General features: G+C 70.6%; 18 protein-coding genes. 10 read left to right on the top strand and 8 right to left on the bottom strand.

What is annotated here, in order from left to right:
- Positions 1-10 precede the first annotated feature (10 nt).
- The 3 genes from K2W61_RS21220 to K2W61_RS21210 all read left to right on the top strand — a co-directional run bounded on the left by K2W61_RS21220 (position 11) and on the right by K2W61_RS21210 (position 3,236).
- Positions 11-439: a VOC family protein gene (locus K2W61_RS21220; protein WP_175135954.1), complete on the top strand. Its 429-nt coding sequence runs from the start codon at positions 11-13 to the stop codon at positions 437-439.
- Between the two features lie 39 nt (positions 440-478).
- Positions 479-1,924, top strand: coding sequence for an MFS transporter (locus K2W61_RS21215; protein WP_175139781.1), 1,446 nt, complete (start codon positions 479-481; stop codon positions 1,922-1,924).
- A gap of 121 nt (positions 1,925-2,045) precedes the next feature.
- Positions 2,046-3,236, top strand: a complete 1,191-nt coding sequence (locus tag K2W61_RS21210) for a low temperature requirement protein A (RefSeq protein ID WP_236756484.1) — start codon at positions 2,046-2,048, stop codon at positions 3,234-3,236.
- Positions 3,237-3,344: 108 nt separating this feature from the next.
- Here K2W61_RS21210 and K2W61_RS21205 read toward each other — a convergent pair whose 3' ends face one another.
- On the bottom strand, positions 3,345-4,265 hold the full coding sequence (locus tag K2W61_RS21205; protein WP_175135949.1) for a helix-turn-helix domain-containing protein: 921 nt from the start codon (positions 4,263-4,265) through the stop codon (positions 3,345-3,347).
- A 177-nt stretch (positions 4,266-4,442) separates the two neighbouring features.
- Here K2W61_RS21205 and K2W61_RS21200 point away from each other — a divergent pair, with 177 nt between their 5' ends.
- The 3 genes from K2W61_RS21200 to K2W61_RS21190 are packed head-to-tail and all read left to right on the top strand — an operon-like array spanning position 4,443 to position 8,815.
- On the top strand, positions 4,443-6,470 hold the full coding sequence (locus K2W61_RS21200; RefSeq protein WP_236756482.1) for a TonB-dependent receptor: 2,028 nt from the start codon (positions 4,443-4,445) through the stop codon (positions 6,468-6,470).
- 21 nt (positions 6,471-6,491) lie between these two features.
- Positions 6,492-7,526 (top strand): class I SAM-dependent methyltransferase, encoded by a 1,035-nt coding sequence (locus K2W61_RS21195; RefSeq protein ID WP_175139779.1) that lies wholly within the window; start codon positions 6,492-6,494, stop codon positions 7,524-7,526.
- On the top strand, positions 7,523-8,815 hold the full coding sequence (locus K2W61_RS21190) for an MFS transporter (RefSeq protein WP_236756481.1): 1,293 nt from the start codon (positions 7,523-7,525) through the stop codon (positions 8,813-8,815). Before K2W61_RS21195 ends, K2W61_RS21190 begins: the two co-directional genes overlap by 4 nt.
- 31 nt (positions 8,816-8,846) lie before the next feature.
- Here the strand turns inward: K2W61_RS21190 and K2W61_RS21185 are convergent, their stop codons facing one another.
- Positions 8,847-9,689, bottom strand: a complete 843-nt coding sequence (locus tag K2W61_RS21185) for an IclR family transcriptional regulator (protein WP_175135868.1) — start codon at positions 9,687-9,689, stop codon at positions 8,847-8,849.
- Positions 9,690-9,895: 206 nt separating this feature from the next.
- Here K2W61_RS21185 and K2W61_RS21180 point away from each other — a divergent pair, with 206 nt between their 5' ends.
- Positions 9,896-11,548 carry a GMC family oxidoreductase gene (locus K2W61_RS21180; RefSeq protein ID WP_236756480.1) on the top strand — a complete coding sequence of 551 codons (1,653 nt, stop codon included), beginning with the start codon at positions 9,896-9,898 and terminating at the stop codon, positions 11,546-11,548.
- Between the two features lie 67 nt (positions 11,549-11,615).
- Positions 11,616-12,950 carry an MFS transporter gene (locus tag K2W61_RS21175; RefSeq protein WP_236756479.1) on the top strand — a complete coding sequence of 445 codons (1,335 nt, stop codon included), beginning with the start codon at positions 11,616-11,618 and terminating at the stop codon, positions 12,948-12,950.
- A 49-nt stretch (positions 12,951-12,999) separates the two neighbouring features.
- On the opposite strand, the gene K2W61_RS21170 is transcribed toward K2W61_RS21175, so the two are convergent.
- From K2W61_RS21170 to K2W61_RS21160, 3 genes are all read right to left on the bottom strand, one after another.
- Positions 13,000-14,010 (bottom strand): aldo/keto reductase, encoded by a 1,011-nt coding sequence (locus tag K2W61_RS21170; protein ID WP_236756478.1) that lies wholly within the window; start codon positions 14,008-14,010, stop codon positions 13,000-13,002.
- A gap of 187 nt (positions 14,011-14,197) precedes the next feature.
- Positions 14,198-15,256, bottom strand: a complete 1,059-nt coding sequence (locus K2W61_RS21165; RefSeq protein ID WP_175135872.1) for a serine hydrolase domain-containing protein — start codon at positions 15,254-15,256, stop codon at positions 14,198-14,200.
- Positions 15,257-15,374: 118 nt separating this feature from the next.
- Positions 15,375-15,938: a TetR/AcrR family transcriptional regulator gene (locus tag K2W61_RS21160; protein WP_236756477.1), complete on the bottom strand. Its 564-nt coding sequence runs from the start codon at positions 15,936-15,938 to the stop codon at positions 15,375-15,377.
- A 346-nt stretch (positions 15,939-16,284) separates the two neighbouring features.
- Between K2W61_RS21160 and K2W61_RS21155 the strand changes: the two genes are divergently transcribed.
- Entirely contained in the window at positions 16,285-16,809 is a 525-nt protein-coding gene (locus K2W61_RS21155; protein WP_236756476.1) for a hypothetical protein, read from the top strand.
- A gap of 21 nt (positions 16,810-16,830) precedes the next feature.
- On the opposite strand, the gene K2W61_RS21150 is transcribed toward K2W61_RS21155, so the two are convergent.
- From K2W61_RS21150 to K2W61_RS21140, 3 genes are all read right to left on the bottom strand, one after another.
- Positions 16,831-17,157 (bottom strand): hypothetical protein, encoded by a 327-nt coding sequence (locus tag K2W61_RS21150; protein ID WP_236756475.1) that lies wholly within the window; start codon positions 17,155-17,157, stop codon positions 16,831-16,833.
- Positions 17,147-17,653: a 2-thiouracil desulfurase family protein gene (locus tag K2W61_RS21145; RefSeq protein WP_236756474.1), complete on the bottom strand. Its 507-nt coding sequence runs from the start codon at positions 17,651-17,653 to the stop codon at positions 17,147-17,149. Before K2W61_RS21145 ends, K2W61_RS21150 begins: the two co-directional genes overlap by 11 nt.
- A gap of 140 nt (positions 17,654-17,793) precedes the next feature.
- Positions 17,794-18,045: a hypothetical protein gene (locus K2W61_RS21140; protein ID WP_175135877.1), complete on the bottom strand. Its 252-nt coding sequence runs from the start codon at positions 18,043-18,045 to the stop codon at positions 17,794-17,796.
- Between the two features lie 107 nt (positions 18,046-18,152).
- Here K2W61_RS21140 and K2W61_RS21135 point away from each other — a divergent pair, with 107 nt between their 5' ends.
- Positions 18,153-18,959, top strand: a complete 807-nt coding sequence (locus tag K2W61_RS21135; protein WP_175135878.1) for an AraC family transcriptional regulator — start codon at positions 18,153-18,155, stop codon at positions 18,957-18,959.
- The last annotated feature ends 11 nt before the right edge of the window (positions 18,960-18,970 follow it).

Raw genomic sequence — 18,970 nt, 5'->3', positions numbered from 1 at the left:
GGACCCCGCAATGCCTAAACTTTCCGCCTACCTCAGTTTCGACGGCAATTGCGCCGAGGCCATGCGTTTCTACGAACGCGTGCTCGGCGGCCGCGTCGAGGCCATGGTGCGATACGCGGACGCGCCCGCCGACGCCGCCATGCCGGCGCTGTCCGATGCCGAAGCCGAACGCATCATGTACGCCCGGCTGGCATTGGACGAACAGGTGCTGATGGCCAGCGATGCCACCGCCGGCCATCCCTATCCCGGCAAGCAGGGCATGGCGCTGTCGCTGGCCTACCCCACGGTCTCGGATGCGCAACGCGTGTTCGATATGCTGGCCGACGGCGGCAGCGTGACCATGCCGCTGCAAAAGACCTTCTGGGCCGAAGCCTACGGCGCGCTGATCGACCGCTACGACACGCGGTGGATGATCAGCGGCGGGCGGCTCAGCCACTGACCCCCGACGATCCGCCGCGCGCGGAGGGAGCAACGATTCATGACGCATGGCATACAAGGCAGACAACGCTGGTGGGCACTGATGGTGCTGTGCCTGGGCGTATTGATGATCGTGCTGGACACCACCATCGTCAACGTCGCCCTGCCTTCCATCCGCGAAGACCTGCGCTTCACCGAGACCTCGCTGGTGTGGGTGGTGAATGCCTACATGCTGACCTTCGGCGGCTTTTTGCTGCTGGGCGGGCGGCTGGGCGACCTGCTCGGCCACCGCCGCATGTTCCTGGCCGGGTTGAGCCTGTTCACCCTGGCCTCGCTGGCCTGTGGCCTGGCGCGCGGCCAGGAACTGCTGATCGCCGCGCGGGCGGCGCAGGGCCTGGGCGGCGCGGTGGTGTCGGCGGTGGCGCTGTCGCTCATCATGAACCTGTTCACCGAGGCCGGCGAACGCGCCCGCGCCATGGGCGTGTACGGCTTCGTCTGTGCCGGCGGCGGCAGCCTGGGCGTGCTGCTGGGCGGACTGCTGACCAGCACCCTGTCATGGCACTGGATCTTCCTGGTCAACATTCCGATCGGCGCGGTGGTCTACGCGCTGTGCCTGCGGCTGTTGCCGGCGGCGCGCGGCGCGGAGGGCGGCGGCAGGCTCGACGTGGCCGGCGCGCTGACGGTCACTGCGTCGCTGATGCTGGCGGTGTATGCCGTGGTCAACGGCAACGAGGCCGGCTGGACCTCGGCGCAGTCGCTCGGCCTGCTGGGCGCGGCCGCGCTGCTGATGGCACTGTTCCTGCGGATCGAGGCGCGCGTGGCCGAACCGTTGATGCCGCTGGCGCTGTTCCGCCTGCGCAATGTCGCCACCGCCAACGTGGTCGGCGTGCTGTGGGCCGCGGCCATGTTCGCGTGGTTCTTCGTGTCGGCCTTGTACATGCAGTTGGTGCTGGGCTACGACGCCATGAAGGTGGGGCTGGCGTTCCTGCCGGCCAACCTGATCATGGCGGCGTTCTCGCTGGGGCTGTCGGCCAAGCTGGTGATGCGCTTCGGCATCCGTGGACCGCTGGCCATCGGCCTGCTGCTGGCCGCGCTGGGGCTGGCGCTGTTCGCCCGCGCGCCGGTCGATGGCGGGTTCGCGGCGGACGTGCTGCCGGGCATGCTGCTGCTGGGTCTGGGCGCGGGCATCGCCTTCAATCCGATGCTGCTGGCCGCCATGAGCGACGTCGAGCCGAGCCAGTCCGGGCTGGCCTCGGGCGTGGTCAATACGGCCTTCATGATGGGCGGCGCGCTGGGCCTGGCGGTGCTGGCCAGCCTGGCCGCCGCGCGCACCGCGGCCCTGGCCACGGCGGGCGCGGCGCCAGTGGCGGCGCTGGCCGGCGGCTACCGGCTGACCTTCCTGGCCGGCGCCGTGATCGCGGCCGTGGCGGCGGCGCTGAGCGCGGCGCTGGTGCGTTCGCGCAACCGCGAGCTGGGCGGCCACGGTGAGGCGCCGGCGGGCCACTGAAGCCGGGCGCTCAAGCCCGGGCGCGTCGTGGCGGCGCCACGTCTTTTGAATTCTTTACGGTTGCCCTGCCCGGCCAGGAGTAATCTGGCGGCGCCCCTCCACCGGACAGGAAGCGCCCGCCATGACATTCCTTGCCAGCGCCAATATGCTGCGCCGCCGCGACGGCCACGAGGCCCGCGTCACGTTTGTCGAGCTGTTCTTCGACCTGGTCTACGTCTTTGCCGTGACGCAGCTGTCGCACAGCCTGCTGCATGACCTGACGCCGATGGGCGCGCTGCACGCCCTGGTGCTGTGGTTCGCGGTGTGGCTGGGCTGGCAATACACCAGCTGGGTCACCAACTGGTTCGATCCCGACGCGCTGCCGATGCGGCTGATGCTGTTCGGCGTGATGCTGGTGGGGCTGGTGGCGGCCACCGTGCTGCCGGGCGCCTTTGGCGAGAACGGCTGGCTCTTCGCGCTCTGCTATGCGGCGATCCAGGTGGGGCGCACGCTGTTCGTGGTGCTGCACCTGGGGCCGTCGCATCCGCTGGCGCCGAACTTTCGCCGCATGCTGGGCTGGCTGTGCCTATCGGCGGCGCTATGGATCGCCGGCGGCCTGTCCTCGAGCGATACGCGGCTGATGCTGTGGATCCTGGCGGTGGCCTGCGAGTATTTTTCGCCCATGGCGGGGTTCTGGCTGCCGGGCCTGGGGCGCTCCACGACCCGCGACTGGACCATCGAGGGCGGCCATCTGGCCGAACGCTGCCAGCTGTTCGTGATCGTGGCGCTGGGCGAGACGCTGCTGATCACCGGCGCCACGCTCGGCGAACATCCGCACTGGAACGTCCCCACCCTGATCGCGCTGCTGGCCGCGTTCCTGGGCACGGCGGCGATGTGGTGGGTGTACTTCGACACCAGCAGCAAGGACGGCAGCCATGCCATTGCGCACCACGCCGATCCGGGACGGGTCGGCGCCTACTTCCATTACGTGCACGTGATCCTGATCGCCGGCGTGATCGTCTCGGCGGTGGCCAACGAATTGGTCATCCTGCACCCGGACGGCCGCATCGTCACGGCGGCCGCCGCCGCGCTGCTCGGCGGTCCGGCGCTGTACCTGCTGGGCAACGGCATCTACAAGACCGTGGTGTACGGGCGCTTTCCGCTGTCGCATGGGGCCGGGCTGGTGCTGCTGGCGGTGCTGGCGCCGGCCGCGTTCGTCACCGACAACCTGATGGTGGGCGGTCTGACGACGCTGATCATGATGCTGGTGGCCGGATGGGAAAGCGTGTCGCGGCGACGGGCGCAGGCCGCGCGCCAAGGGCGCGCGTCATAGGGCAGGCTTCATGGGGCAAACGTCGTGGGACACGTATCTTGGTGGCACGCGTTGCAGGCGCATGCGACAGCGCATGCACAGAGGGCAACGACCTTGCTGCCCGCCGCGTCAGCGCCGCTTGCCGAATACCGACTTGGGCGCGCGGCCGTGGAAGCGGGTGAAGGCTGCGCTGAAGTTGGCGGGATGGCGGTAACCCACCTGATAGGCCGCCTGCGCCACCTGGCAGCCGCCTTCCAGCAATTCCCAGGCGCGCCGCATGCGCATCGCGGCCAGCAGCCGCATGGGACTGTCGCCATATAGCGCGCGAAAGCCCTGCTTGAGCTTGAATTCGTTCAGCCCGGTCGCCAGGCACAGGTATTGCACCGTGAGCTCGCGGTCCATCTGCGCTTGCATCAGCGCATGGGCGCGCTCCAGCCGCGCAATGTCGGCCTGGCTGAGCCGGCCCGGCGCCGGAGGCGGCGCCAGCGCGCGCAACTGGCGCGACAGCAGCGTCAGCGCCTTGATGTGGGTGTCCAGCGGGTCGCTGGTCCGCGCCAGCTCGGCCGCGACGGCGGCCAGGTCGGCGCTGGTGCGGCCCTGCGCCAGGCGCCGCAGGCCGCCGGCGCCGAACAACGCCTCGGCCTGGGCCTGGCCGGCGTAGCGGCGCAGCGCCGGCTCGCCCACCAACAGGCGCAATTGCGACACAGTGCTGCCGCCCAGGTAGCGGCGCTCGCCCAGGTGGCGGCGAAACGCCGTCACCGTGGTCTGGCCGCCGCGGAAATCCAACTGGGCGCCATCCGCGCCGCGATAGGCCGAAACCCCGCCCAGCGCCAGCGTGATGACCAGCGTGCGTCCACCCTGCCCGGCGGCGTTCTCTTCGATCAGATCGCGGGCGGGCGTGTACTGCGAATGCACCAGCGCCAGGCCATCGCCCAGTTCCAGGCGGTCGGCATGGCAATCGCCCAGGTCGGCGGGCAGGGCCAGCCGCGTCCAACCGGGACGGGAACCGGGGCGGGGCCGGGCAAGCGTGGCGGAAATGCGCAGGGACATGATGTCGACGGTCGGCGGCGCGGGGGGCGCCGAGGTGAAAGAAGGCATGCGCCGGATTGCATACGAATCGATCCGGCTCGCATATGAATGCTAATGATAGGCGTTCGCAAAAGGAAATACCATCTTCGGGACGGCGCCGCACGTTGGGCCGCCGTGACTGTCCGTACAGGAATCCCGATGATCCGCCCTCTTCCTCACCCTCGCGCCGCCTGGGTCCTGCTGTGGCTTTGCGCCAGCGCCGCCGCGCAAGCGCAACCGGCCGCGCCGCCATCTTCCGCGCCGCCCCTCGCTCCCGCCGCGCAACTGCCCGCCATCACGGTCACCGCCGACAAGCAGGCGCGCGCGCTCGAATCCCTGCCCGGCAGCCTGTCGGTGTTCGACGGCGACAGCCTGGAAAGCCAGGGCGTCCTCGATATCGACGGACTACAGCGCGTCACGCCGGGCCTGACGTTCCAGCCGTTCGGCCAGGCCGGCGTCAACGCGGCGGTGATGCGCGGCCTGTCGGCCAACTTCTTTTCGTTCTCGACCTCGACCCTGCTGGTGGTCGATGGCGTGCCCACGCTGATGGCGCAGGGTTTCGACGACCCGTTGCTGGATATCGACCGCGTCGAGGTCCTGCGCGGCCCGCAATCGACCCTGTATGGCCGCAACGCCGAGGCCGGCGTCATCAACGTCCATACCCGCCCGCCCGGCGATATCGTGCGCGGCAGCGTCTCCACCACCGTCGGCAGCCGCGACCTGCGCATGCTGCGCTTCGACCTGAGCGGGCCGATCGTCGATGACACCCTCTACGCCAGCGTGGCCGGCGCCTGGCGCAGCCAAGACGGCTTCATCGACAACACCTACACCGGCCGGCGCGAGGACGACCGCGCGCTGCGCAACGGCAAGCTGGCCCTGCGCTGGACGCCATCGGCGCGCACCGACGCCACGTTGCGCTATGCGCAGATCAACTACCGGGACGGCGCCGCGCTGTGGGGCTCGCCCACCGCCGACCGCGCCACCGTGGCCTCCGGCACGCCCGGTTGGAACCGATCCATCGGCCGCAGCGCCTCGCTGGCGCTGCGCCACGAACTGGACAGCGGCCTGCGCCTGACCTCGGTCACAGCCTGGAACGACCTGCGCGACCGCGTGCAGCAGGACACCGACTTCCAGCCCGCCGACCTGCTGCACATCGCCCGCGACCACCATTTCCGCACCCTGTCGCAGGAGTTGCGCCTGGCGGGCACGCTGGGTCGCGCGCAATGGCTGGCCGGCCTGTATGCCGATGGCGACGACCATGACCTGCGCAACACCCAGAAGATGCCGCGCGGCCTGACTGAAAGCGTGGTGCGGCTGCGCGGCCAATCCCGCGCCGCCTTCACCCATTGGACCGTGCCGCTGGCCGCACGCTGGACGCTGGAGGCCGGCGCCCGGGTCGAGCGCGACACGCTGCGCTTCACTCCGCGCGGCGACAGCGCGCGCCGCGCCGACTGGACCCGCGTCACGCCCAAGCTGGCGCTGCAATACGCCTTCGCGCCGCGCCAGCAGGTCTATGCCTCGGTGGCCGATGGTTTCCGCGCCGGCGGCTTCAATGTGTTTTCGCCAGCGGCCGACTACGCCGCCTACCAGCCGGAGACGCTGCGCGCGTACGAGATCGGCGCCAAGGGCTGGCTGCCGGGCAACCGTCTGCGCTACGGCGCCGCGCTGTACCTGATGACGGTCGACAACATGCAGGTGCAGCAGATGCCGCTGCCCGGGCTGGTGTACGTCACCAACGCCGCGACGGCGCGCTCGATCGGCGCCGAGTTCGAACTCGAATACCTGCTGGGCCAGGGCTGGTCGCTGCAGGCCGGGCTGGGGCTGAACCGCACCCGCTTCAGCCACTTCCGCGATGGCGCCAACGACTACAGCGGCAACCAGAACCCGTTCGCGCCGCGCGTCAACGGCCACTTGACGGCGCGCTATGACGCGCCGGCCGGCTGGTACGCGCAGGCCTCGCTCAGCGGCACCGGCCCGGTGTACCTGGACGCGGCCAACCGCTACCGGCGCAACGGCTTCGCGCGGGTCAACCTGGCCGCCGGCGTCACGGTGCGGCAGGTGGAGATCTCGGCCTACGTCAACAACCTGGTCAACCGCCGCTACGACGCCGTGGGCTACCAGAACGGCATCGTCACCGTCTACAGCCCGCCGCGCGAACTGGGCCTGCGCCTGACCTGGCGCCTGTGAACCGCTTACCAAGGAACCCCCATGCCGACTTCTCCCCTGCCCCTGCAACGTTATTGGGACCTGGCCGCCGCGCCGGTCGAAACCGCCGCGCTCGACGCCGCGCTGGAACTGGATCTGTTCGCGCACCTGGTGACGCCAGCCAGCGCGGCGCAGGTCGCCCAGGCGCTGGCGCTGCGCCCGGCCGCCGCCGAGCACTTGCTGGACCTGCTGTGGGGCCTGCGCCTGCTGCATCGCATCGCTGGCGAACCCACGCTGTACCGCTGCGGCGCCACGGCCCGCGCCCATTTCCTGGCGGGCCGGCCCGGCTACTGCGGCGACGCCTGGCGCTACCGGCGCCGCGTGCTGGCGCAATCCGGCGAACAGTTGATGCAGCGGCTGCGCCAGGACCCGGCCACCGCGCTCGCCACGCCGCCGGGCGCCGCGTCCGAGGCCAGCGGCTGGGCTCAGGCGGCGCGGGTGCAGATCGGCCAGGAACAGCGCGTGCTGGCCGTGGCCGCCGCGCGCGAGGCGGTCGCCTGCGTGCCCGGCGCCGACGCGGCGCGGCGCATCCTGGACCTGGGCGGCGGCCCGGGCCTGATCGGTATCGCGCTGGTGCAGGACCGACCGAACGCCAGCGGTGTGGTGTTCGACTGGCCCGAGACCGCCGCGGTGGCGCGCGAGAACATCGCCGCCGCCGGGCTGGCCGAGCGCATGGTGGCCGTCGGCGGCGACCTGGCCACGGCCGACATCGGCGCCGGCTACGACCTGGTGTGGTGCTCGTCGGTGCTGCATTTCGTGCCCGACGCCGCCGCCGCGCTGCGCAAGATGCACGATGCGCTGGCGCCGGGCGGGCTGCTGGTGATGGCGCACGCCGAGATTCCGGAGGACGCCGATGCCGCCGCGCGCGTGCTGCGCTATTACCTGCCGATGCTGCTGCTGGGGCGGCGCGTGACGCGCCAGGGCCAGTTGGCGCAGGCGCTGCGCGACACCGGCTTCACCGAGGTGCGCGGCTTCGATTCCGACCGCTTTCCGCTGGCGCCGCTGCATGTGCTGTCGGCGCGGCGGACCGCGCCATGACGCCGGCGCTGCGTCACTTTCTGGCCCAGGCGCTGTTCGGCTGGCTCAACCTGGCGCTGACCGCGCCCGGCGTCTATCTCTGGCTGGGCCTGCCGCTGGTGCTGCGCCAGCACGGCTGGTCCGGCACCGCCATCGGCCTGTTCCAATTGGCCAGCCTGCCGACCGTATTCAAGTTCCTGCTGGCGATGCCGCTGGACCGCCGCGGCGCGGGCCGGGGCGGCTACCGGCGCTGGACGGTGGCGCTGCTGCTGGCCTACGCCGCCGTGCTGCTCGCGCTGGGCTGGCGCGACCTGTTGAATGATGGCGCCATGCTGTTCGCGCTGGCGGCGGCCGCCGCCCTGGCCGGCACCTGGGTCGACATACCCGTCAACGCGCTGGCGATCCGCGTGCTGCCCGCCGCCAGCCGTGCCTGGGCCGGCGGCATCCGCTCGATGGCGCTGTGCCTGGGCGCGATCGCCGGCGGCGGCCTGATGCTGCTGGCGCAGGCGCGCTGGGGCTGGCAGGCGCCTTTCCTCATCATGGCCGCCGCGCTGGCGTTGGGCGCGGCGCTGACGCTGCTGCTGCGGGAAACCGTCGATGCCGCGCAGAGGGGGGACGCGAGCGACGGCCTTGCTGGCGATCCGCCCATCGACATGGCCGCCGCGTTGGCGCCGGACGGCTCAAGCAGGCCGCAGCCCGCGCCAACCGCCGCCTCGACCGCGCGCCAGGCGATGGCCTATCTGTGCCTGCCTGCCAGCCGCCGCTGGCTGCCGTTGCTGGCCCTGCTGTTTCCTTTCATCGGCGCCGGCTGGTTCTACCTGAAACCGCTGCTGCTGGACCGCGGCCTGGCGCCCGAGCGCGTGGCGTGGCTGGTGGGGGTGGCGGGCGGCGCGGTGGGCGCCGTCGGCAGCGTGGCCGGCGCGCGCCTGCTCAAGCGCCTGGGACCGGGCCGCGCGGTGCCGCTGCACGCGGGCGCGGGGGCCGCCGCGCTGGCGGCGTTGGCCGGGGCGGTCGCCCTGGACGCGGCGCCCGCCGTGCTGGTGGCCTGCGCCATGGCGGTGGCGGCGGCCATGGGCGCCACGGCGGCGCTGGTGTTCGGGTTGATGATGTCGCACGCGCGGCCTGGCCTGCAGGCGCTGGACTACGGCATCCAATCCAGCGTCTTCGCGCTCACGCGCATCGCCGCGCCGCTGGCGGCGGGGGTGCTGCTCGACAGCGCGGGCGCGGGCGTCATGCTGGCGGCGCTGGCGCTCGGCGCCAGCGGCGTGCTGGCGCTGGCCTGGCGCCAGGGCCACGCGCTGCGCGGGTAAGCGCCGGCCAGCCGCGGACGGTCTGCGGGTCTCAACCGCCCGGCCGGTGCTCGGCCAGCACCGCCGTCATGGACTGCGCCGCGCCCTGCAGTACCGGCACCGCGCGCAGCAGGTCATCGAGCATCAGCCGCGCGGTGGGCGCATGGCAAGCCACTGCCGCCACCACGCGGTCCTGCGCGTCGCGCACCGGCACCGCCACCGCGCTCATGCCGCGCACGAACTCCTCGTTGTCGATGCCGATGCCGCGCGTGGACAGCCGCTGCAGCTCGTCTTCCAGTCGCGCCGGATCGGTCAGCGTGCGCGGCGTGTTGCGCGTGAGCGGCAGGCGCGCCAGCACCCGGCCGCGTTCGAGCCGGTTCATCGAGGCCAGGAACAGCTTGCCGCTGGCGGTGCAGTGCATCGGCACGTGGCTGCCGACCGCGAAGAACAGCCGCAGCGGTTCGGCGGTTTCGACCCGCTCCATGTAGAGGACCTGATCGCCGTCGGGCGCGGTCAGGTTGCAGGTTTCGCCCAGCTTGCCAACCAGTTGCGCCAGCACCGCGCGGCAGGCGCGGGTGAAGGCCGAGGCGCGCAACGTGGCCAGCGCCAGCGCGGTGGCCTGCGGCCCCGGCACGAAGCCGTTCTCGGTGGGCGTGGCGGCGACGAAGCCGGCGCGCTGCATCGACGCCAGCAGGCGCATCAGGGTGCTCTTGGGCATATCGAGCCGCTGCGCCAGTTGCGCCAGCGTGGGTGGATGCTGGGCGCGGGCCAGGTGGTCCAGCACCAGCAGCGCGCGCAGGGATCGGGCCGCGTCCTGCGGCTCGCCGTCGGCGTCGGGCGTGCGCGCCGATGCTGCACTGCGATTTTGAAACCGAAGATCCATGTTCTGTTCCATTTCCCCGTTCCCGCGCTTGCCGCGCTTTCTTTCCCGTGAGCGCTTCCTAGAATCGCCACAGATACGGAACCTTTGCGCGTCGCCGCGCCCCCCTCGCTTCGGGCCAGTATATAAGCGCCCGGCGTTGCGGCAAGCAGGGTAAACGCGCCGTCCGAACGCGGGAGTTCCCGCGCGCCGGCACGGCCAGACCAAGGAGGAAAGCAGACATGTCCGAAGCCGTGGACTACATCGTGGTGGGAGCCGGGTCGGCCGGCTGCGTGCTGGCGAACCGCTTGAGCGCCAATGGCCAGCACAGCGTCTGCCTGCTGGAGGCGGGGCCGCCGGACCGCTCGCCGTGGATCCATATTCCCATCGGCTACGGCAAGACCATGTTCCACAAGGTGTTGAACTGGGGCTACTACACCGAGCCCGATCCCAACATGCTGAACCGCCGCATCTACTGGCCGCGCGGCCGCACGCTGGGCGGTTCCAGCGCCATCAACGGCCTGATCTACATCCGCGGCCAGCGGCGCGACTACGACGCCTGGGCCGCCGCCGGCAACCCGGGCTGGGGCTGGGACGACTGCCTGCCCTACTTCCGCAAGCTGGAGAACAACGACCTTGGCGCCGGCCCCACGCGCGGCACCGAAGGGCCGCTGAACGCCACGTCGATCAAGACGCCGCATCCGCTGGTCGAGGGCCTGATCGGGGCGGCCGGCGCTCTCGGCCTGCCGCAAGTGCGCGACTTCAACAGCGGCGACCAGGAAGGCGTGGGCTACTACCAGCTCACCACCCGCAATGGCCGCCGCTGTTCCACCGCCGTGGCCTACCTGCGCCCGGCGCGCGGCCGCGCCAATCTGCGGGTGGAAACCGGCGCGCACGCCATGGCGGTGCTGTTCGAAGGCAGCCGCGCCTGCGGCGTGCGCTACCGCCAGGACGGCCAGGTGCGCACGCTGCGCGCCCGCCGCGAGGTGATCCTGTGCGCCGGCGCGCTGCAATCGCCGCAATTGCTGCAATTGTCCGGCGTCGGCCCGGCCCCGCTGCTGCGCCGCTTCGGCATCGGCGTGGTGCGCGACCTGCCCGGCGTGGGCGAGAACCTGCAGGACCACTTGCAGATCCGCCTGATCTACGAGACGCGCCGCCCCATCACCACCAACGACCAATTGCGCACGCTGCATGGCCGCGCCGCGATGGGTTTGCAATGGCTGCTGTTTCGCGGCGGGCCGCTGGCGGTGGGCATCAACCAGGGCGGCCTGTTCTGCCGCGTCGATCCGGCCAGCGCCACGCCCGACACGCAGTTCCACTTCGCCACGCTGTCGGCCGACATGGCCGGCGGCAAGGTGCATCCGTTCTCGGGCTGCACCTATTCGGTATGCCAGTTGCGGCCGTCCTCGCGCGGCACGGTGCAGTTGCGCAGCACCGATCCGTTCGAGGCGCCGGCGATGCAGCCCAATTACCTGTCCACCGAATTGGACCGCCGCATGACGGTGGCGGCGGTCAAGTACGCGCGCCGGCTGGCCGCCACCGAGCCGTTGGCCGGACTGATGAAGCGCGAGGTGCGGCCCGGGCCCGAAGTCCGGAGCGACGACGAGATCCTGCATTTCTGCCGCGAGTATGGCGCCACCATCTTCCACCCTTCGGGCACGGCCAAGATGGGCCCGCGCCAGGACCCCATGGCGGTGGTCGACGAACGCCTGCGGGTGCATGGCGTGAGCGGGCTGCGGGTGGTGGATTGTTCCATCATGCCGACGCTGGTGTCGGGCAACACCAATGTGCCGGTGGTGATGCTGGCCGAGCGCGCGGCCGATTTCATCCTGCAGGACCTGCACGCGGCGCGGCCGCGCGCCCAGGCGCAGCCGGTATTGCAACAGGCGGCATGACATGCGTTGACCGCAACCCGCGGCGCGGCACCGCAGAGTGCCGCCCGCCTCACCAAAGGAGACAGGCATGGCCAAGCAGAACGAAACCGCGGTGCGCAGAGTCGTCGCCGCCTCGCTGATCGGCGCCACCATCGAGTGGTACGACTTCTTCCTGTACGGCGTGGTCGCCGGCATCGTGTTCAACAAGCTGTACTTTCCCACCGGCGACCCGCTCGTTTCCACCATGCTGGCCTACACCACCTTCGCGGTGGGCTTCATCACGCGGCCGCTGGGCGGGCTGGTGTTCGGCCACTTCGGCGACCGCATCGGCAGAAAGAGCATGCTGGTGATGACGCTGATGATCATGGGCGTGTCCACCTTCCTGATCGGGCTGGTGCCCACTTACGACAGCATCGGCCTGTGGGCGCCCATCCTGCTGTTGCTGCTGCGGGTGTTCCTGGGCATCGGCCTGGGCGGCGAATGGGGCGGCGCGGTGCTGATGGCCTATGAATACGCGCCGCCCGGCAAAAAGGGCTACTACGCTTCGCTGCCGCAGATCGGGCTGGCCATCGGCCTGTGCCTGGCATCCGGCACGGTGGCGCTGCTGTCGACGCTGCTGACCGACGCCCAGTTCATGGCCTGGGGCTGGCGCCTGGCGTTCATGGCGTCGGCCGCCATGGTGGCGGTGGGCATGTACATCCGCCTGAACATCAAGGAAACGCCCGAGTTCGCCGCCGTCAAGCGCGATAACGCCGAAAGCCGCATCCCCTTCATGGACATGATCCGCCGCTACCCCGGCAACGTCGCCAAGGGCATGGGCGCGCGCTACATCGACGGCGTGTTCTTCAACGTGTTCGGCGTGTTCTCGATTTCGTACCTGACCCAGACGCTGCAGATCACCCGCACCGAGGCGCTGACCGGCGTGATGGCGGCAGCGCTGGTGATGTGCTTCACCATTCCCTACTTCGGCCGGCTGTCCGACCGCATCGGGCGCACGCGGGTGTATTTCTGGGGCTCGCTGATCACGGCGGTGGCGGCGTTTCCGGGCTTCTGGCTGATGCTCAACAACCAGGGCAGCGTGATGCTGGTGTGGCTGGCCATCATCATTCCGTTCGGCATCTTCTACGCCGCCGTCTATGGGCCGGAGGCCGCGCTGTTCTGCGAGCTGTTCGACGCCAAGGTGCGCTACACCGGCATCTCGTTCGTCTACCAGTTCTCGGGCATCTTCGCCTCGGGCATCACGCCGATCATCGCCACCGCGCTGCTCAAGACCGGCAACGGCCAGCCCTGGCTGATCTGCCTGTACGTGCTGTTCTCGGGCGTGGTGTCGGCGCTGTGCGTGTGGCTGATCGGACGCGGCGGCCGCAACGAGGCGCAGCGCACGCCGATCGCGCCCGCCAGCGCTACCTTGCGCAAGGCCTAGCCGCGCGCCGCGGCAGGACGCGGGCCGGGGCGCGGCCCTGGCCCGCGCCTCAGGCCACCGTCACCGGACGGCCGAAAAACGGATAATTGGGATCGTTGTAGCCGTGGGTCGAGGCGTGGCCGGGCGTGACCCAGCTATCCACCAGGGCTTCGTCCTCGGGCGTGATCTTCACCTCCAGCGCGGCGTAGTAGTCGTCCATCTGCGCCAGCGTGCGCGGGCCGGCGATGACGCCGGTGACGATCGGATTGGCCAGCACCCAGGCGGTGGCGAAGTGGCCCGGCTGCACGCCGCGGGCGGCGCTGTGTTCGACCAGCCGCTGCGCGATCCGCAGCGATTCCTCGCGGAACTCGGTGGCCAGGATGCGGCGGTCGCCGCGCCCGGCGCGGGTGTCGGCCGCCGGCGCTTGACCGGGCTGGTACTTGCCGGTGAGCACGCCGCGCGCGATCGGGCTGTACGGCACCACGCCCAGGCCGTAGTGCTGGCAGGCCGGCAGGATCTCGACCTCGGGGCCGCGGTTGAGCATGTTGTAGTACGGCTGGCACACCACCGGCTGCGGCACGCCCAGCTTTTCGCACAGGCGCAGGGCTTCGGCGATGCGCCAGCCGCGGAAGTTCGACAGCCCGAAGCTGCGCAGCTTGCCGGCGCGGATCAGGTCGCCCAGCGCCCACAGGGCTTCTTCCAGGTTTTCCTCGTGGTAGTCGCGGTGCAGGTAGAGGATGTCCAGGAAATCCGTGCCCAGGCGCGCCAGGCTCTGCTCGACGCCGCGGATCAGCCACTGGCGCGAATAGTGCGACTGGTTCGGGCCCTGGCCCACCACGTTGCCGATCTTGCTGGCCAGCACCCAGTCGTGGCGCTGCCCTTGCAGCAGCTTGCCCACCACTTCCTCGGAGCGGCCATCGTTGTAGACGTCGGCGGTGTCGATGAAATTCAGGCCGTGGTCGCGGGCCGAGGCGACGATGCGCGCGGCCTCGTCATCGGGCGTCTGCTCGCCGAACATCATGGTGCCCAGGCACAGGGGCGAGACGCGAAGGTTGCTGGATCCGAGACGGCGGTAGTTCATGGCGGGAATCCTTGGTCGGCGGGGAAATGGTCGGCGGAAAAGGCGCGCGCGCAACGCGGGGCGGTCACGGCCCCGCCGGCGGCGCGGCGCGCATAGGGGCATGTTGCCAGAAGAATACCGGCGGGCCGCTGAAAATCCCTGCGGCGGGCAGGGATTCCGGGGCCGGGCGGCGATACGCGGCGCGGGCTCAGGCGGCCTGCGCGTCCACCGCCGCCAGGATACGGCCGAACAACGCGTCGGCGTGCGCCGAATCGAGCCAGCGCACGATCACCACCAGCTTGCGCTCGGGCTCGACCCAGGTGAACGAACTGCCCGCGCCCACGCCGAAGAAGCTGGAGGCCGGCACGCTGGGAAACACGCGGCCTTCGTGGTTGAGCCAGATCAGGTAGCCGTAGTACGGCGCGATGGCGCACGGCTGGCGCATCTGCGCGATCCAGTCGCGCGACAGCACCTGGCGGCCATCGGCGGCGCGGCCCTGGTCCAGCAGCATCTGCCCGATCCGGGCCTGGTCGCGGGCGCTGATCGACATGCCGCCGCCCCAGTGCGAGCCGCCCGGCACCGACGGCATGCGGCGGCCGTCGATCTCGATCCAGGCGTTGTCGTAGCCGACCCACTGCCAGTCCTCGCTGGCGCCCAGCGGCCGCGTGACGGCTTCGCGGAACACCTCGGGCAAGGGCTGGCGGAACAGGTGCAGCAGCGCGTACGACAGCTGGTTGATGCGCACGTCGTTGTATTCCCAGTATGTGCCGGGCGCTTGCAACGGGCGGGCCTCGCCCTTCCTGCCGTCGGGCGGCACGCCGAAGGTGACGGCGCGGTAGCGGTCGGCCTGATCCGACACGCCGAAGCGCTCGCCTTCCCATTCGCTGGTCTGCTGCAGCAGGTGGCGCCAGGTGATGCCGGCGTTGCGGCCCTGGTCGAAACCGATGCCGGGCACGCGCTTGCCGACCGGCTCGTCGACGTCCGGCAACAGGCCGCGGTCGTGCGCCAGTCCGGCCAGGATCGCCAGGTACAGCTTGGCCACGCTGAAGGTCAGGTCGGCGCGGTCGGGCTCGCCCCAGGCGGCGATCTCGCGGCCCTCGCGCAGCACCACGCCCGACACCGGGCCGCGGTCATGCAGCGGGCCCAGCAGGCGGTTCCAGGGCGGTGGATCGTTCTGGTGCACGCCGAACACCCCATCGACGCTGCGGTCCCAGGCGGTTTCGTGGTCGTGGGCGAACTGGATCGCCTGCTGCATGAGCGCGTTCATTGATTTCCCTTGTGTTGTTGTCGGCCAGTGGCGCCTGCGAGTATATCCAGGCGCGCGCGGGGCGCTGTCGCCCAGGGGCCAGTCCGCCAGGCGGGAATCCATCGTCGGCGCGACGGCGTCAGCGCTGGAGCACGCCTTGCAGGAACATGGTGGTGATGAATTCGGCCAGCGCCTCGCGTTCCTGGGCGTTGGGCGCGCGCCGGGTGAAGCGCTCGATCACGCCCATGAAGGCATGCGACAGCCAGTCCGGCGGCATATCCTTGCGGAACACGCCGGCATGCTGGTCGATGCGGATGTTCTCGGAGATCATCTCGACCAGCTCGTCCTTGAGCGCCTCGGCCGCGTCGACCTGGAAAAAGCCGATGCGGGTCAGGTTGGGGTCTTCCTGCAGAATGCCCAGCCAGTTGCTCACGCCCCGCCGCACGCGCTCGTGGACCGGCAGGTTCTGCTGGTCTTCATAAAGACGCGCTCGGCAGACTTCCTGCCGCAGGCGCTGGGCGAACATGCCCACGAGTTCGTCGTAGGCCGCCTGCTTGCCGGCAAAGTACTGATAGAACACGGGTTGCGTCACGCCCGCCCGCGCAACAATGTCGCTGATGCGGGTGTGCTGGAACCCGCGCTCGGCGAACTCCGCCGCCGCCACTTCCAGAAGGTGCAACCGGGTGCGCTCACCTTTCGTCAAACGCTTTTCTTGCGATACAGAGGGGAGTGTTGCCGTCGTCATCGCGTGAAAATACTATCCTTCCGGCCTTTTTGCCATACATTCCCACATACATAGAAATCCTGATGCGGGGTTGGGCGCGTTCCGGCGGCCGCGCGGCGCCCCCTGCCGGCGGCGAGCACGCCCAATCGCCGACGGCAGAGCGGCGCCTGGCCGATGCGGCGCCGGGGCGAAGGCGCCGCCAAGCCTCTGAAATCACTTGAAATCTTCGTAATTCTTGACACAACTATTGCGCGGTCGCGGCGTTACATTACGGTATCGCCAGTGCCCGCAGCAGGCGGGCATCCGGCGGCTCAGGAGCAAGATCATGAAGCGGTTAACAGGTCGTATGGTCGGCGTCGCGCTGGCCCTGGCCTTGGCAAGTTCCCCCGCGCTGGCGGGCGGATACCACGGTGGCGGCTATCACCATCATCACGGCGGTGGTGGCGGCGGCAGCGGCTGGTGGGTGGGCGGCGCGCTGGCCCTGGCGGCCACCGGCCTGATCCTGGCGGCCAACTCCGGCCCCTCGTACGTGCAGACGGGCGTCTACGCGCCAGGCGTGGCCTACTACAGTCCGCCGGTGTACGCGGCGCCCGTATATGAAGCGCCGCCGGTGTACAGCGCGCCCCCGGTCTACCAGGCGCCGACGCAATACGCGCCGGTGCAGTACGAACCGGCGCCGCCGGTCAACGCGGCGCAGGCCCGCGCCTCGACCGATTGCCAGCGCTGGGCCATGAACCAGAGCGGCTACGACCCGGCCACCATCTCGCAATGGACCACCCAGGTCATGGTGGACAGCTATAACCGCGCCATGGATTCCTGCATGAACAGCCGCGGCTACCGGGCCAACTGAGGCCCCGGCCGCCTGGCCCCGTCAGGCGCGCGGGCGGCCCCAGCCGCGCCAGGCGAAGAACACCCCGGCGGCCAACGCAAGCGCCGCCGGCAGGACCCAGACGAAACCGCTGTCGGTATAGACCCCCTGCCCGACCGGATCGTAATAGCGGCCCAGTTCGTTGAAGTCCCATTTCAGGTATCGCTCGTACCAGAGCCAACCGAAGCAGGCTGCAAACAGCAACGACAGCGCCGCGCCGATTCGTGCCCGCAGGCGTGTGCGACCGATGCCGGCCGCCAACCGCCAGGCGGTCACCGCCCCGGCCGCCACGGCCACCAGTACCAGCCCGTCGCCGACGTTAAATCCCATCGCCGGCCTCCAGGCGTGCCAGACAGGCGGCGGCCTCGGCCCATTGGTGTTCGCTGAAAACGCGCACGCCAGCGCCGGCCAGCAGGCGCGCGGTGACGCCGGCGCCGGGCTGCCGCTGGCCGGAAAAGCTGCCGTCGTAGACATAACCGCTACCGCAGGACGGGCTGCCTTCCTTGAGCACCGCGATGCGGATGCCGCGCCGCCGCGCCAGGTCCAGCGCCTGTTGCGCGCCGTCAACGAATGGCTGAGTGGCGTCCTGGCCCGACACCGTCATCACGCGGGCGCGGCCGGCCAGTACCGCGGTGGCATCGGCGCCCGACTCGATCTCGGCCGGCGGGCGCGGAATCGGCAGGCCGCCGGCCACCTCGGGACAGACCGGCACCACCCGGCCGGCATCAAGCCAGCGGGCCAGCACGGCGTGATCGCCCGGCACCGAGCGCCCGTCGTAACGGACGGGATGGCCGAGCAGACAGGCACTGACAAGAACGTATTGCATGGAAATTCCGGGCTGGCGGGGCGCACGCATGGACACATGCGCGCGGGGAAGGCCTCATCATAGAACAGGCCCGGACCCTGCCGGGCGCGCCACGCCGGGCGGGCTGGAGCCTCGCGTCGCGCGACTGCCCGGCCGCTGGACTATGCCGCCTCCAGCCACCGCCGCAGCGCCGGGTCGCGCACTTCCAGCACTTCGAACAGCCCCAACGCGCGCAGGGCCGGCAGCGCCTCGCGCAGATCGGCGCCGGCGCATTCACGCGCCTGTGGCGCGGCGTTGGCGTCGCACCACAGGCGCGCGTTCGCCAGGAATGCGCCGACCGTGCCCTTGCGCACGGTCACGCCTTGGAAATCCGCGCTGTCGCGGTCATCGGGCAAGACATCCTGAGCTTTCATGGTTTTCTCCAATGGGTGAGTACGGGAACCAGCTTAGCCGCCCGTCACCGGCAAATCTGCGGTATTTTGGACATTCCATACCGCGATTTTGCCAACCCACCTATCGCATGCCGCATCCCGCCGATCCCGCTTCGCCTCTGATCGCTCCCGCCCTGGCCGCCGCGCGCGGCGGGCCGCGTCTGCTGGCCGTGCGCCGGCAAGACCAGGCGGTGCGCCATACCGCCACGCACCGCCATGCGCGCGGGCAACTGTTCGGCGCTTACCAAGGCTTGCTGACGGTGCGGGCCGGCGACCGCCAGTGGGTCGTGCCCGCCGTGCACGCCGTGTGGATTCCGCCCGATTGTCCGCATGGGTTGCGCTCGCATGGCCCCTACGCTGGCTACAGCGTCTACCTGAGCCCGGCGGCGTGCGCCGGCCTGCCGGATGCGCCCTGCGCCCTGCAGGCGTCGGCGCTGCTGCTGGCGGCAATCGACCGCGCCGCCAGCTGGCGCGGCGATGCCTGGGACGCCGCGCGCCTGCGCATCGTCGAGCTGGTGCGCGACGAGATCCGCACCCTGCCGCGCGCCGGCGACGGCCTGACGCTGCCGCGCGATGCCCGGCTGCAGCGACTGGCGCTGGCCTGGTCGGATACGCCCGCCGACAGCCGCCCACTGGCGGCATGGGCCGACACGATCGGCATGGCGCCGCGCACGCTGGCGCGGCGCTTCCTGGCCGAAACCGGCCTGACACTGGGGGCCTGGCGCCAGCGCGCCCGGCTGATGCGGGCGCAACAGATGCTGGCGGCCGGCCATGGCGTCACCGCCGCCGCATTGGAAACGGGCTACGACAACATCAGCGCCTTCATCGCCGCCTTCAAGCGCGAATACGGCGTGACACCCGGCCGCTATGACGGCCGGGGCCCGTTGAACGCCTGAGGATTGCGCCG

The sequence above is a fragment of the Achromobacter pulmonis genome, from assembly GCF_021733725.1.
Classification (GTDB): domain Bacteria; phylum Pseudomonadota; class Gammaproteobacteria; order Burkholderiales; family Burkholderiaceae_B; genus Achromobacter; species Achromobacter pulmonis.
Note: the sequence above shows the minus strand (reverse complement) of the source record. Positions and strands in the feature narration are given on the sequence as shown.